Source organism: Halomonas sp. E14 (assembly GCF_052568415.1).
Genome location: NZ_CP199423.1, coordinates 3514024 through 3526922 on the forward strand (window position 1 = coordinate 3514024; position 12899 = coordinate 3526922).

Annotated in this window: 14 protein-coding genes; 9 read left to right on the forward strand and 5 right to left on the reverse strand. The window is 65.7% G+C overall.

What is annotated here, in order from left to right:
* Window positions 1–676: 676 nt before the first annotated feature.
* On the reverse strand, window positions 677–1876 hold the full coding sequence (gene tyrS, locus ACT7B3_RS16530) for a tyrosine--tRNA ligase (RefSeq protein ID WP_445158691.1): 1200 nt from the start codon (window positions 1874–1876) through the stop codon (window positions 677–679).
* Between the two features lie 111 nt (window positions 1877–1987).
* Between tyrS and ACT7B3_RS16535 the strand changes: the two genes are divergently transcribed.
* Window positions 1988–3118, forward strand: coding sequence for an anhydro-N-acetylmuramic acid kinase (locus ACT7B3_RS16535; protein WP_445158692.1), 1131 nt, complete (start codon window positions 1988–1990; stop codon window positions 3116–3118).
* Window positions 3119–3161: 43 nt separating this feature from the next.
* Here the strand turns inward: ACT7B3_RS16535 and ACT7B3_RS16540 are convergent, their stop codons facing one another.
* Both ACT7B3_RS16540 and ACT7B3_RS16545 read right to left on the reverse strand, forming a co-directional pair.
* Complete coding sequence (locus tag ACT7B3_RS16540) at window positions 3162–4304, reverse strand: PilT/PilU family type 4a pilus ATPase (RefSeq protein WP_445158693.1); 1143 nt, start codon at window positions 4302–4304, stop codon at window positions 3162–3164.
* 34 nt (window positions 4305–4338) lie between these two features.
* On the reverse strand, window positions 4339–5373 hold the full coding sequence (locus ACT7B3_RS16545; RefSeq protein ID WP_445158694.1) for a type IV pilus twitching motility protein PilT: 1035 nt from the start codon (window positions 5371–5373) through the stop codon (window positions 4339–4341).
* 75 nt (window positions 5374–5448) lie between these two features.
* On the opposite strand from ACT7B3_RS16545, the gene ACT7B3_RS16550 reads away from it, so the two are divergent.
* From ACT7B3_RS16550 to ACT7B3_RS16580, 7 genes are read left to right on the forward strand one after another with little or no spacing between them, the layout of a single operon-like run.
* Complete coding sequence (locus ACT7B3_RS16550; protein WP_445158695.1) at window positions 5449–6159, forward strand: YggS family pyridoxal phosphate-dependent enzyme; 711 nt, start codon at window positions 5449–5451, stop codon at window positions 6157–6159.
* Between the two features lie 57 nt (window positions 6160–6216).
* Window positions 6217–7041 (forward strand): pyrroline-5-carboxylate reductase, encoded by an 825-nt coding sequence (gene proC / locus ACT7B3_RS16555; protein WP_445158696.1) that lies wholly within the window; start codon window positions 6217–6219, stop codon window positions 7039–7041.
* Window positions 7042–7099: 58 nt separating this feature from the next.
* Window positions 7100–7690 (forward strand): YggT family protein, encoded by a 591-nt coding sequence (locus ACT7B3_RS16560; protein ID WP_444679040.1) that lies wholly within the window; start codon window positions 7100–7102, stop codon window positions 7688–7690.
* Window positions 7691–7739: 49 nt separating this feature from the next.
* Complete coding sequence (gene metX / locus ACT7B3_RS16565; protein WP_445158697.1) at window positions 7740–8897, forward strand: homoserine O-succinyltransferase MetX; 1158 nt, start codon at window positions 7740–7742, stop codon at window positions 8895–8897.
* On the forward strand, window positions 8897–9517 hold the full coding sequence (gene metW / locus ACT7B3_RS16570; RefSeq protein WP_445158893.1) for a methionine biosynthesis protein MetW: 621 nt from the start codon (window positions 8897–8899) through the stop codon (window positions 9515–9517). Before metX ends, metW begins: the two co-directional genes overlap by 1 nt.
* Window positions 9518–9541: 24 nt before the next feature.
* Window positions 9542–10015, forward strand: coding sequence for a DUF4426 domain-containing protein (locus ACT7B3_RS16575; protein ID WP_444679038.1), 474 nt, complete (start codon window positions 9542–9544; stop codon window positions 10013–10015).
* 5 nt (window positions 10016–10020) lie between these two features.
* Window positions 10021–10350 (forward strand): Rieske (2Fe-2S) protein, encoded by a 330-nt coding sequence (locus tag ACT7B3_RS16580; RefSeq protein ID WP_445158698.1) that lies wholly within the window; start codon window positions 10021–10023, stop codon window positions 10348–10350.
* Here the strand turns inward: ACT7B3_RS16580 and sfsA are convergent.
* Window positions 10309–11067: a DNA/RNA nuclease SfsA gene (gene sfsA / locus ACT7B3_RS16585; RefSeq protein WP_445158699.1), complete on the reverse strand. Its 759-nt coding sequence runs from the start codon at window positions 11065–11067 to the stop codon at window positions 10309–10311. The genes ACT7B3_RS16580 and sfsA overlap by 42 nt on opposite strands.
* 7 nt (window positions 11068–11074) lie before the next feature.
* The gene (locus ACT7B3_RS16590) at window positions 11075–12235 is read right to left on the reverse strand and encodes an aminotransferase class I/II-fold pyridoxal phosphate-dependent enzyme (protein ID WP_445158700.1); all 1161 of its coding nucleotides are present in this window, start codon (window positions 12233–12235) and stop codon (window positions 11075–11077) included.
* 223 nt (window positions 12236–12458) lie between these two features.
* Here ACT7B3_RS16590 and dksA point away from each other — a divergent pair, with 223 nt between their 5' ends.
* Window positions 12459–12896: an RNA polymerase-binding protein DksA gene (dksA, locus tag ACT7B3_RS16595; RefSeq protein WP_445158701.1), complete on the forward strand. Its 438-nt coding sequence runs from the start codon at window positions 12459–12461 to the stop codon at window positions 12894–12896.
* Window positions 12897–12899: the final 3 nt, after the last annotated feature.

The window sequence follows — 12899 nt, forward strand, 5'->3', positions numbered from 1 at the left end:
ACGAGTCGCTTGCCTTGAAATGGTGTGACTTCTCACCACCTCATCGACAAGCGCCCACATGAATTACCTGATCGATTGTTAAAGAGCGGCTCCTTTTCTCTTCAAGCCTCAGCCTGAAGCGCGGAGCGTCTCGCTTGCTGTCGCGGCCGTGGATCGTGTCGATCCCGGACCCCGTCAGCGCCCTGCGAGGAAGGCGTATTCTACTCAATCGGCCCGCGCTGTCAAGCGCTCTTCGATGCCCGCCGCAGCGTCTTTCGCATCGAAGGCCAGCCGGAGCCGGCAACCGCAAGCCCGCTTGCGGACCTGCTGTCGAGTGGGGCGCATTCTACCGAATCCGCCGTGGGCGTCAAGTGAGAATTTTGCGAAGCGAGCCGGAAAATTCAAATCAGGACAACCACTTACCACCCTCTTCACCGCTGATGACGTTGCCCGTCACCGGCAGCGGATGCGTACTTTACGGCTTTCCCCCGACCCCCGCAAGGGGCGGCGGTAAAAATATTTCAGCCGCGTGACCGAGCGGGTGACGATACGCAGCGAACGAGCTATCCACAGCCGCTTGCAGGCGAACGGCTGTGGATGGTTTGCCCCCGGGGCGAAGACGACGACGCCCGCACGAGGCGGGCGTCGGTAGAGCAACTGACTTGACATCGGTTGGTCTGAGAGCCGGTGGAATGACTCAGCGTAGCGTCACCCGGGCATAGCGCTTCTTGCCGGCCTGGATCACGTAGCTCTTGCCGGTATCGAGCATGGCATCCTTGGCGACGACCTCGCCTTCGACCTTGACCCGGCCGTTGCCCAGCATGTCCTTGGCCTGGGCGCTGTTGTTGGCCAGACCCGCCCGGTTGAGCACCGCGGCGATGGGCGCCTGGGCGCTGCCCTCGAAGTCGACCTCCACCTCGGGCAGGTCTTCGGGCAGCTCGCCTTCGGCCAGGCGGTTGCCGGCCGACTTGTGGGCATTGGCCGCAGCCTCTTCGCCGTGGTAGCGGCCGATCAGTTCGCGGGCGAGGATCATCTTGATGTCGCGCGGGTTGGCACCGGCCTCGACGTCGCGCTTGAGCGCTTCGATCTCTTCGTTCGACTTCAACGAGAGCAGCCCGAAGTAGCGCCACATCAGGCTGTCGGGCATGGAGACGAGCTTGTTGAACATCGAGCCCGGCGCCTCGTCGACACCGACGTAGTTGCCCAGCGACTTCGACATCTTCTGCACGCCGTCGAGCCCTTCGAGCAGCGGCATGGTGATGACCACCTGCGGCTCCATGCCGAAGTGCTTCTGAATCTCGCGCCCCATCAGCAGGTTGAACTTCTGGTCGGTGCCGCCCATCTCGACATCGGCTTCGAGCGCCACGGAGTCGTAGCCCTGCACCAGCGGGTAGAGGAACTCATGGATGGAGATCGGCTGACCCGACTTGTAGCGCTTGTCGAAGTCGTCGCGCTCTAGCATGCGCGCCACGGTGCTCTGAGCGGCCAGCTCGATCATCTTGGCCGCGGTGAGCTCGCCGAACCACTCGGAGTTGAAGCGCACCTCGGTCTTGTCGGGATCGAGGATCTTGAACACCTGCTCCTTGTAGGTCTGGGCGTTGGCACGGACCTCTTCCTCGGTGAGCGGCTTGCGGGTGACATTCTTCCCGGTGGGATCGCCGATGCGCCCGGTGAAGTCGCCGATCAGGAAGATGATCTGGTGGCCGAGATCCTGAAACTGGCGCATCTTGGTCAGCAGCACGCTATGGCCGAGGTGCAGGTCGGGAGCGGTGGGATCGAAGCCTGCCTTGATGCGCAGCTTGCGGCCGGACTCGAGCTTCTTGATCAGCTCGTCCTCCAGCAGGATCTCCTGGGTGCCTCGTTTCAGCAGCGCCAGCGCGCTTGCGACCTCGCTCATCTCTCCCACTCCAAAAACGTTGATCGCCCGTGCGGGCAGGGTCCATCGAATGGGGCACGATGGTAGCATGACTTGAGGCCCGCTGGGGCTACCGTACTAAGGAGAGAGTAGATGGCACGGTTCGTGGGATTGATGTCCGGCACCAGCCTGGACGGCATCGATGCCGCCCTGGTCGAGATCGACGCTGCGGGGAGGGCGCGCCTGCTCGCCAGCCACGCCGAGCCGATGCCCGAAGCGCTGCGTGAGCTCCTGCTGAGGCTATGCCAAGCCGAGCGGATCGCCTTCGCCGAGCTGGCCGGCGCCGAGGCGGCGTTCTGCCGGCTCCAGGCCAACGCCGTTCGGCGGCTGCTGGTGGAAAACGACATCACCACCGACCAGATCATCGCCATCGGCAGTCATGGCCAGACCATCGAGCACGCGCCCTGGGGCCACGCCGAAGGGCCGGCCTATACCCTGCAGCTCGACAACCCCAGCCTGCTGGCCGAGCTGACCGGCTGCACGGTGGTGGCGGACTTCCGTCGCCGCGACCTCGCCGCCGGCGGTCAGGCGGCGCCGCTGGCGCCGGCCTTTCACGAGGCGCTGTTCCGGCGTGCGGGGCAGTGGCAGCTGGTGCTCAACCTGGGCGGTTTCGCCAACCTGACCCTGCTGCCACCCGCGGAAAGCGAGGCCGAGGTGATCGGCTTCGATACCGGCCCGGCCAACGCGCTGCTGGATGCCTGGCACGCCCGCCATCGCGGCGGCCGCTACGACCCCGACGGCGCCTGGGCGGCATCGGGGCGCGTGGACGAGATTCTGCTGGAGCGCCTGCTCGCCGAGCCCTTCTTCCATCGCCCGCCGCCGCGCAGCACCGGGCGCGAGGTGTTCCACCTCGACTGGCTTGAAGGCCATCTTACGGGGAAGGAAGAGCCCCAGGACGTGCAGGCGACGCTGGCCGAGCTGACCGCGACCAGCGTAGCCCTGGGCATCGAGATGGCACGCGAGCTGGCCGGCGCGCCTCCGGCCTCAGCGCTGATCCCGTGTGGCGGCGGCGCCCACAACGGTGATCTGCTCGGTCGCCTGGCTCGCCATCTGCCGGAAACCGCGCTGGTTCCCAGCAGCGACTGGGGTTGGCCGGCCGACTGGCTGGAAGCCGGCGCCTTCGCCTGGCTCGCCTGGCGCCGCCTCGAGGGGCTGGCAGGCAACCTGCCCAGCGTCACCGGCGCTCAGGGGCCACGCGTACTTGGCGGTGTCTATGCTCCCTAGCCAGCAACATGGGTAGACGCAATCAGCGGAGTGAGAGCACTTGCTAGAAGTCGTCCTCATCGCGCAGCGTCAGCCGTTGCGCCGAATCCCGAGCCTTGGCCACAACGTCACTCTTTTCATCGCCGTACTTGATCATCATGCGCAGCTCATTGGCCGAATCAGCGTGCACCATGGCAATTTCCTCGCTGATTTTGCCTGCCTTGAAGAGTTCGAACAGCGCCTGGTCGAAGGTCTGCATGCCCAGGTCGCGCGAACGGGCCATGACATTCTTGATTTCACTCACATCGCCCTTACGGATCAGGTCGGCGATCAAGGGGGTTTTCAGCAGAATTTCGATGGCCGGGCAGCGCCCGCCGTCGCGAGTGGGCAGCAGCTGCTGGGCGACGACGGCATGAAGGTTGAGCGACAGGTCCAACCAGATCTGCTCGTGGCGCTCATGGGGGAAGAAGTGAATGATGCGGTCCAGCGCCTGGTTGGCGTTGTTGGCGTGCAGCGTGGCCAAGCACAGGTGGCCCGTTTCGGCGAAGGTCAGGGCATGCTCCATGGTTTCCCGCGTGCGCACCTCACCGATCAGGATGACGTCGGGCGCCTGGCGCAGGGTATTCTTCAGCGCCACTTCGAAGGACTCGGTATCGATGCCGACCTCACGCTGGTTGATGATTGCCTTCTTGTGGGGGTGCACGTACTCGATGGGATCCTCGACGCTGATGATGTGACCGCCCACGGTCTCGTTGCGCTGCTGGATCATCGACGCCAGCGTAGTGGACTTGCCGGTGCCGGTACCGCCCACCACGAAGACCAGGCCTCGCTTGAGGTTGGCCAGCTCACCCAGTTGGGGCGGCAGCGAGAGCTCCTCGAGGTGCGGAATATCGTAGGCGATGCGGCGTATGACCATGGCCCACTGGTTGCGCTGCTGGAAGGCACTGACGCGAAACCGCCCGAGCCCGGTAATGCTGAGCGCAAAATTGGCTTCACGCTCCTGCTCGAAGCGCTCGCGCAGGCCATCCGGAATGGCCCCCTGAACCAGCTCGCGCACCTGCTCCACCGTCAGCCGCTGCTCACCTAGCGCCGTCAGCTTGCCCGCCAGCTTCAGGGTGGGGGGCGCCTGTACCGAAATCAGCAGGTCCGATGCTTCCTGCTGTGCCATGATGGTCAGCAGTTGCTGCAGCCATTCTTGTGCCGTCATATTCGTGTTCCCCGCCTCGCTTGCCTAGCGCCCATCACTGCGTCAGCACACCCTTGGCCCTGGCCTGGGCCTCTTCACGCGTGACGATGTTGTCGGTGATCAACTTGTTCAAGGCCGCATCCAGCGTCTGCATGCCCAAGCTGCCACCGGTCTGGATGGCCGAGTAGATTTGCGCCACCTTGTCCTCGCGAATCAGGTTGCGCACCGCGGCGTTGGCGATGAGGATCTCGTGCGCCGCCACTCGCCCGCCGCTGCGGCGCTTGAGCAGGGTTTGGGAAATGACGCCCTGCAGCGACTCCGACAGCATCGAGCGCACCATGGCTTTTTCCTCGCCGGGGAAGACGTCGATGATACGGTCGATGGTCTTGGCCGCCGAGGTGGTGTGCAGGGTGCCAAGCACCAGGTGGCCGGTCTCCGCCGCGGTGAGCGCCAGCCGAATCGTTTCCAGATCGCGTAGTTCGCCTACCAGGATGACATCGGGGTCTTCACGCAGGGCGCTGCGCAGCGCCTGGGCAAAACCGTGGGTGTCGCGATGCACCTCGCGCTGGTTGACCAGGCTGCGCTTGCTGCGGTGAATGAACTCCACCGGATCCTCGATGGTGAGGATGTGGTCGTAGCGGTGATCGTTGATGTAGTCGATCATCGCGGCCAGGGTGGTGCTCTTGCCCGAGCCGGTCGGCCCGGTGACCAACACCAGGCCTCGCGGCAGCAGCGCCAGGCGACGGAAGACCTCGCCAAGACCGAGATCATCCATGGTCAGCACTTCGCTGGGAATGGTACGGAAGACCGCACCGGCACCGCGTGCCTGGTTGAAGGCGTTGACACGGAAGCGCGCCACGCCCGGCACTTCGAAGGAAAAGTCCGTTTCAAAAAACTCTTCGTAGTCACGCCGCTGACGATCGCCCATGATGTCGTAGATCAGCTTGCGGACTTCCCGATCTTCCATGGCAGGCACGTTGAGCCGCCGGATATCGCCATCCACCCGGATCATGGGCGGCAGGCCGGCCGACAGGTGCAGGTCGGAGGCGTTCTGCTTTGCCGAGAACGCCAGCAGTTCGGTAATATCCATGCAACTCCCTGCTCGCGATGATGGTTTGTTCCAGTATGCCAGAGCTTTTGACATTACGAACTTTATGTAACTGAGATGACGGATACCATGCTTTGCGAGTCACTGGCCAGCGCCCGACAGCGCCTGGCCGATGCCGCCGCCCGCGCCGGCCGGCCCGCCGAATCGGTGCGCCTGCTTGCGGTCAGCAAAACCAAGCCGGCGGAGCGGATTCGCGAGGCCTGGCAGCTAGGGCAGCGGGAGTTCGGCGAAAACTACGTCCAGGAAGCGCTGGACAAGCAGGCGGCGCTGGTCGACCTGCCCGATATCGTCTGGCATTTCATCGGGCCGCTACAATCCAACAAGACCCGCGCGGTCGCCGAGCATTTCGCCTGGGTGCACAGCGTAGATCGCGAGAAGGTGGCGCGCCGGCTGAACGACCAGCGTCCCGCGGGGCTCGGGCCGCTCAACGTCTGCCTGCAGGTCAACGTCAGCGACGAGGCGACCAAGTCCGGGGTTCACCTCGCCGACCTGGCAACGCTGGCACAGGCCGTGCAGGCGCTGCCGCGGCTGCGCCTGCGCGGGCTGATGGCGATTCCCGCACCCGCCGAGGGGCTTGCGGCCCAGCGTGAACCGCTGGCCCGCCTGCGCCAGGCATTCGAGGAGCTGCAAGCCCGCTACCCCAAGGCGCCGCTGGATACGCTGTCAATGGGCATGAGCGACGATCTGGAAGCCGCCGTTCTGGAAGGCGCCACGCTGGTTCGTCTGGGCAGCGCCATCTTTGGCAGCCGAGACACTCCGACCCGATAGACCCTCGCGCACGACGTCAGCCCAGTGTGCCGCACAACACAAAAGGAAAGGATCGCAATGGCCAGCAGAGTCACCTTTATCGGCGCCGGCAACATGGCCAGCGCCATCATCGGCGGGTTGATCGACACCGGCTATCCCGCCACCGCCATTACTGCCACGTCACCCAGTGATGCCTTCTTGGCACCGATCCATGAGCGCTACGGCATTCGCACCAATACCGACAATGCCGCGGCGGTGCGTGGTGCCGACGTGGTCGTGCTGGCCGTGAAGCCGCAGGTGATGCGTGAGGTCTGCGAAGGGCTGCGTGACACCCTGCAGCGGCAGCGGCCGCTGATCATCTCGGTGGCCGCCGGTATCGATGCCGCCACGCTGGAAGCATGGCTGGGCGAAGGGCTACCGCTGGTGCGCTGCATGCCCAACACGCCGTCGCTGGTAGGTGCCGGGGCCGCCGGGCTGTATGCCACCGAAGCCGTCGATGATCATCAGCGCACGCTGGCTGCCACCCTGCTCGAAGCGGTGGGCATCGTCGAGTGGGTTAGCGAAGAGGCCCAGTTGGATGCGGTCACTGCGGTATCCGGCAGCGGCCCGGCCTACTTCTTCCTGATGTTCGAAGCCATGGAAGAGGCGGGCGTGAAGCTCGGGCTGCCCGCCGATACTGCACGCCGCCTGGCGCTGCAGACCGCTCTGGGTGCGGCGCGCATGGCGCAGCAGAGTGAATATCCGCCGGAGCAACTCAAGCGCAACGTGATGTCGCCGGGCGGCACCACCGAACGCGCCATCGAAGCGCTGGAGCAGGCCGGCCTGCGCCGGTCCGTGCTCGACGCCATGGATGCCTGCGCCGCTCGCGCCCGAGAAATGGCCGAGGAGCTCGGCAAGCGTTAGCCTTTCCGGTCGCGCCCATTTGACGCGACCCACTCGACGATTGATAGGAGGAGCCCTCATGGGCCAACTGGGAAATGCCGGCCTGTTGCTGGTCAACACCCTGATCAACATCTACCTGTTTCTGATGATGCTGCGCTTCCTGCTGCAGGCGTCACAGGCCGACTACTACAATCCCATCAGCCAGTCGGTGGTGAAGATCACCCAGCCGGTGGTGCGTCCCTTCCAGGGCTTCCTCGGCCCGGTGCTGGGTCGCTTCGATCTGGCCACCCTGGCCGCCGCCTTTGTGCTCAAGCTGGTCAGCATCGTGGTAATCCTGCAGATCGCCGGCATCGGCATGCCGCCGGTCACGCAGGTGGTGCTCGGCGCCGTGGCGGCCATCGCCAATGCCATCCTCAAGATCTACTTCTTCGCTCTGATCGTGATGATCATTCTCAGCTGGGTAGCCCCCAACGCCAGCCACCCCGGTGCGCTGCTGGTGATGCAGCTGGTGGAACCGATCATGGCGCCGGTTCGTCGCGTCATCCCGCCGCTGGGCATGATCGACCTGTCACCGATCGTGGTGTTCATCGCCATCAGTATGATCGACGGCATCGTGGTAGGCGCGCTGACCCAGGCCGCAGGTATCGCCGGCGCCCTGGTCGGACTCTGAATCGACGCCGCCCAAGGCAGCCTTACAACGACTGGACTCCTGACGACACATGCCCGAGTTTCCCTGCGACTCCGTCGGACTGGTGACGCCGCAAACAGCGCACTTCGACGACCCTCTGGAGCTGGCCTGCGGCAAGACGCTGCCGGCCTACGATCTCGTCTACGAGACCTACGGCACCCTCAATGCCGAGCGCACCAACGCGGTGCTGGTCTGTCATGCCCTGTCCGGCCATCACCACGCCGCGGGCTACCATGACCCGGACGAACGCAAGCCAGGCTGGTGGGACGCCCATATCGGACCGGGCAAGTCGATCGACACCCAGCGCTTCTTCGTGGTGTCGCTGAACAACCTGGGCGGCTGCCACGGCAGCACCGGCCCGACCAGCGAGAACCCGGCCACCGGGCGCCTGTGGGGGCCCGACTTCCCCATGGTCACCGTGAGCGACTGGGTGAACAGCCAGGCCCGCCTGGCCGACCGACTCGGCATCCAGCGCTTCGCCGCGGTGATCGGCGGCAGCCTCGGCGGCATGCAGGTGTTGCAGTGGACCCTCGCCTATCCCGAGCGGGTCGCCAACGCCGCCATTATCGCCGCCACGCCCAAGCTCTCGGCGCAGAACATCGCCTTCAACGAGGTGGCGCGCCAGGCGATACGCTCCGACCCCGATTTCCACGAAGGCTGGTACACCGAGCACGGCACGGCACCGCGCCGCGGTCTGAAGCTGGCCCGCATGGTGGGTCATATCACTTACCTGTCGGAAGACGCCATGGGCAGCAAGTTCGGCCGCGACCTGCGCAGCGAGGAGTTCAACTTCGGCTACGACGTGGAGTTCCAGGTCGAGTCGTATCTGCGCTATCAGGGCGACACCTTCTCCACTGCCTTCGACGCCAACACCTACCTGCTGATGACCAAGGCGCTGGACTACTTCGACCCGGCGGCGGCCCACGGTGGCGAGCTCGCCGCCGCCGTGGGCCCCTCGCAGTGCCCGTTCCTGGTGGTCAGCTTCACCACCGACTGGCGCTTCCCGCCTTCGCGATCGCGGGAGCTGGTGAACGCCCTGATCCGTGCCGGCAAGCCGGTGAGCTACGCCAATATCGATTCGCCCCACGGTCACGATGCCTTCCTGCTGCCTGAGCCACGCTACCAGGCGATATTCTCGGCCTTTATGGCCCGCGCGGCCCGTGAGCTCGGCCTGGAGACCCCCGCATGATGCGCGCCGACCTGAAAGTGATTCATCGCTGGGTACCCGAGGGCGCCCATATCCTCGACCTGGCGTGCGGGGACGGCACGCTGCTGGAGGTGCTGGCACGCGACAAGGGCGTCACCGGCTACGGCCTGGAGATTGACCCGGCAGGCATCACCGCCTGTGTCGCCAAGGGGGTCTGCGTGATCGAGCAGAACCTGGACGAGGGCCTGGTCAACTTCGAGGACGACGCCTACGACCTGGTGATCATGACCCAGGCGCTGCAGGCGCTGCGCCGGCCCGACCGCATGCTTGACGAGATGCTGCGGGTCGCCAAGGAGTGCATCATCACCTTCCCCAACTTCGCCTACTGGCGACATCGGGTGCACCTCGGCATTCGCGGCTACATGCCGGTCTCCAAGTCGCTGCCCCATGCCTGGTACGACACCCCCAACATCCACCTGTCGACCTTCAACGACTTCGAGCACCTGTGCCATGAAAAAGGCCTGGTGATCACCGACCGGGCCGTCGGCGTCGGCGACGCCGCGGGAGGCTGGACCACGCGGCACTGGCCCAACCTGTTCGGCGAAACAGCGATCTTTCGCGTCAGCCGCAAGCCGGGCCAAGACCGCAGCCTGTCACGCTAACCGACGCCAACGGGAGACTTGCCCATGCCACGCCACACTGCAACACGCCGCCTGAAGCACGCCCTTGCCACGCTGAGCCTGGCCCTGCTGGCTGTATCCGGTCCGCTCAAGGCGCAGCAATTCGAACAGATCGGCGACTACCAGATCCACTACAGTGCCGTCAGTACCCAGTTCATCCCCCAGTCGGTGGCCGATGCCCACGGCATCCAGCGCAGCCCGGCCATGGCCCTGGTCAATGTCAGCGTGCTCCAGGCGGAAGCCGACGGCGCCCTGCGCCCCGTCAATGCACCGGTCAGCGGCAGCGTCGGTGTGGTGCGCGGCGGCAGCCAGACCCCGCTGGCATTCCGCACCCTGCGGGATGGCGACACCCAGTCGCAGGTCGCGGTATTCCGCATCCAGGAGGACGAGCCGATGCACTTCGACCTCCAGGTCAGCTACGACCGCAACCGGGAGCCAGCGGACCTGCGCTTCATCCAGCGCTTCTATATCGAGCGCTGAACCGCATGCCGATGCGGATTGCCCGGCTGAGCCAGCTGGAGACCCAGCCGTCGCTGGGCGTGACCCTGCCCGACGGCAGGCGCCTCTTTCTCGTCTCCGTGCACGGCGTAGTCAGCGCCTTCGTCAATCGCTGCCCGCATCAGCAGGTGCCGCTGAACTGGGACGATGCCAGCTTTCTCGAGGCCGGCGGTGAGCTGATCCAGTGCGGCGTGCACGGCGCGCTGTTCCTGCCGGAGACGGGGGAATGCGTGTTCGGCCCCTGCCAGGGGCGCTTTCTCGAGCCGCTGCCGATCTCAGTCGATGCCGAGGGCAACATTCACTTGGCGAGTGAGTGACACCGGAAGTTGACCACCCAGCGCCACCGACACCGGCCGTGAATCGTGCCAGCCGAACTCGCAGCCGTAGGCCAGCACTTCCACTCCCCGCGCTGCCACGGCCTCGAGCGTGGCGGCGTAGGCCGGGTCGAGGTGTGCTGCCGGCGCCACGTCGCGAATGCCGGCGTGGGCGATGCAGAACAGCAGCACCGCACGCTGCCCCTGCTCGGCCAAGGCCGCCAGCGCCAGCAGGTGCTTGCGCCCGCGCTCGCTCACCGCGTCGGGAAAGTAACCGTGCCCATCGCGCTCCTTGAGCGTGACCTGCTTGACCTCGACGAAGGCACAGCCGCGCTCGGGATCGTCGAGGCGAAAGTCGAGCCGCGCCCCCTCTACCTTAGCCTCGCGCCGGAACTGGGCATAACCGGCAAGCGCAGCAATTCGCCCCCCTTCCAGCGCCTCTTCGACGATGCGGTTGGCCCGCCCGGTATGCACCGAGGCCAGCGCCACGCCGCCAGCGGGCTGGGGCAACTCGATCAGCTCCCAGGTCCAGGCCAGCTTGCGCGCCGGATTGTCGCTTGGCGCCAGCCACACCCGACAGCCCGGCACGTTCACCGCGCGCATCGAGCCGGTATTGGGACAGTGCGCTACCACCTCACGGCCGTCGTCGAGGCGAACGTCCGCGAGGAAGCGCTTGTAGCGGCGCAGCAGCACGCCGGGAACGAGAAGGGGATACTCCATGGCGTCGCTACTGCCGCGCCAGGAAGCGCTCGAGCCGGTTCACGGCCTCTTCCAGGCGCACCGTGCCGGTGGTGAATGCAATGCGTACGTGGTACTCGCCGCCGGTGACGGCAAAATCGACCCCGGGCGTGATGGCCACGTTCTCCTCTTCCAGCAGGCGCTGGCAAAAGGCCTGGCTGTCGCGGCTATAGCGGGAGATGTCGAGCCATAGGTAGAAGGCGCCCTGGGGCGGCAGCGACGGCGCCAAGCCCAGCCGGGCCAGACCCGCCAGCAGCGTATCGCGGCGGCGGCCGAGCTCGACGCGGCGACTTTCGAGAATCTCCCGACAGTCGGGTGTGAAGGCAGCCAGGGCCGCATGCTGGGCGGGCGTCGAGGCGGCCAGGAACACGTTCTGGGCCAGGCGGGTCAGCGGCTCCACGGCAGCGGCCGGCGCCAGCAACCAGCCCAGCCGCCATCCAGTCATGCCGAAATACTTCGAGAAGCTATTGACCACGAAGGCGTCCGGCGTCAGCGCGGCCACCGACAGCGGCGCGAGGTCGTAGCAGAGCCCCTGGTAGATCTCGTCCACCAACAGGTGGCCACCACGTACGGCCACGGCGTCGGCCAGCGCGTGCAGCCGCTCGGCGTCGAGCATGTGCCCGGTAGGGTTGGACGGCGTGGCCAGCATTGCCAGGCGCGTCGCCGCCTGCCAATGACGCGCCAGCAGCGGGGCATCGAGCTGCCAGCCGCTGTCGGGCCCCACCGGCACCGTGTCGACCTGCGCCCCCGCCAGCGCCATGAAGTGGCGGTTGCAAGGGTAATTGGGGTCGGCCATCAGCACCCGGTCGCCGGGGCCGACCAGCAGTTGGCTGGCAAGCAGCAGCGCCCCGGAGGCCCCGGGCGTGACCAGGATGCGCGCCGGGTCGACGTCGGCGCCGAAGTGGTCGGCATAATGGCCGGCGATGGCCTCGCGCAGGGCCGGCAGCCCGGCCGCCGGCGTATAGCGGGTCTGCCCCGCTGCCAGGGCGTCTCGCCCGGCGACCGCCACCGGCTCGGGCGTAGGGAAGTCAGGCTCGCCCACTTCCAGGTGGATCACATCATGTCCGGCCGCCTCGCGCGCCTGGGCAATTTCCAGCAAGCTCATCACACGAAAGGGGGCGACGCGCTCGACGCGAGAGTTCCACGACATGTCTGGCTCCTGGACACGATATGAGGAGATGGCAGGGGAAGTTTTTCCCGCCCTTGCGGTCCAACCATGATACTACGCTTTCCCTCGGCGGGCGTTCCGCCCCCAGGCCCGGGGTATTGCAAAGGCGCCGTTTTTTCGATAAACAAGCATGCCTTTGACGTAGGATACTTACACCGCACTGCGGGGTATTGATCAGCAGTCACACTAGCAATGAGGCAGTGCCATGCCAGTAGCAGACCAAAAAACGGAAGCGCCCAAAAAATTCATCCCGTACGAGTCCGCGCCGGGTGAAGAGTACATGAATGAACAGCAGCTTGAGCACTTCCGACAGATCCTGCTGGGCTGGAAACAGGAGCTCATGGAAGAAGTGGATCGCACGGTGCGCCATCTGCAGGAAGAGGCGAACAACTACGCCGACCCCGCCGATCGTGCCACCCAGGAAGAAGGCTTCAGCCTGGAGCTGAGAACCCGCGACCGCGAGCGCAAACTGCTCAAGAAGATCAACGAGACCCTCGAGAAGATCGACGAAGAGGACTACGGCTACTGCGAGGCCTGCGGCGTCGAGATCGGCATTCGCCGCCTGGAAGCGCGCCCCACAGCGACCCTCTGCGTGGACTGCAAGACCCTAGCCGAACTCAAGGAAAAGCAGCTTGGCGGCTGAGCT

Coding starts and splice junctions, on each gene's coding strand:
- ACT7B3_RS16540 (WP_445158693.1), bottom strand. CDS start 4,304: ATGACGGCACAAGAATGGCTGCAGCAACTGCTGACCATCATGGCACAG.
- dksA (WP_445158701.1), top strand. CDS start 12,459: ATGCCAGTAGCAGACCAAAAAACGGAAGCGCCCAAAAAATTCATCCCG.
- ACT7B3_RS16545 (WP_445158694.1), bottom strand. CDS start 5,373: ATGGATATTACCGAACTGCTGGCGTTCTCGGCAAAGCAGAACGCCTCC.
- ACT7B3_RS16535 (WP_445158692.1), top strand. CDS start 1,988: ATGGCACGGTTCGTGGGATTGATGTCCGGCACCAGCCTGGACGGCATC.
- metW (WP_445158893.1), top strand. CDS start 8,897: ATGCGCGCCGACCTGAAAGTGATTCATCGCTGGGTACCCGAGGGCGCC.
- ACT7B3_RS16590 (WP_445158700.1), bottom strand. CDS start 12,235: ATGTCGTGGAACTCTCGCGTCGAGCGCGTCGCCCCCTTTCGTGTGATG.
- ACT7B3_RS16560 (WP_444679040.1), top strand. CDS start 7,100: ATGGGCCAACTGGGAAATGCCGGCCTGTTGCTGGTCAACACCCTGATC.
- ACT7B3_RS16575 (WP_444679038.1), top strand. CDS start 9,542: ATGCCACGCCACACTGCAACACGCCGCCTGAAGCACGCCCTTGCCACG.
- proC (WP_445158696.1), top strand. CDS start 6,217: ATGGCCAGCAGAGTCACCTTTATCGGCGCCGGCAACATGGCCAGCGCC.
- ACT7B3_RS16580 (WP_445158698.1), top strand. CDS start 10,021: ATGCCGATGCGGATTGCCCGGCTGAGCCAGCTGGAGACCCAGCCGTCG.
- tyrS (WP_445158691.1), bottom strand. CDS start 1,876: ATGAGCGAGGTCGCAAGCGCGCTGGCGCTGCTGAAACGAGGCACCCAG.
- ACT7B3_RS16550 (WP_445158695.1), top strand. CDS start 5,449: ATGACGGATACCATGCTTTGCGAGTCACTGGCCAGCGCCCGACAGCGC.
- metX (WP_445158697.1), top strand. CDS start 7,740: ATGCCCGAGTTTCCCTGCGACTCCGTCGGACTGGTGACGCCGCAAACA.
- sfsA (WP_445158699.1), bottom strand. CDS start 11,067: ATGGAGTATCCCCTTCTCGTTCCCGGCGTGCTGCTGCGCCGCTACAAG.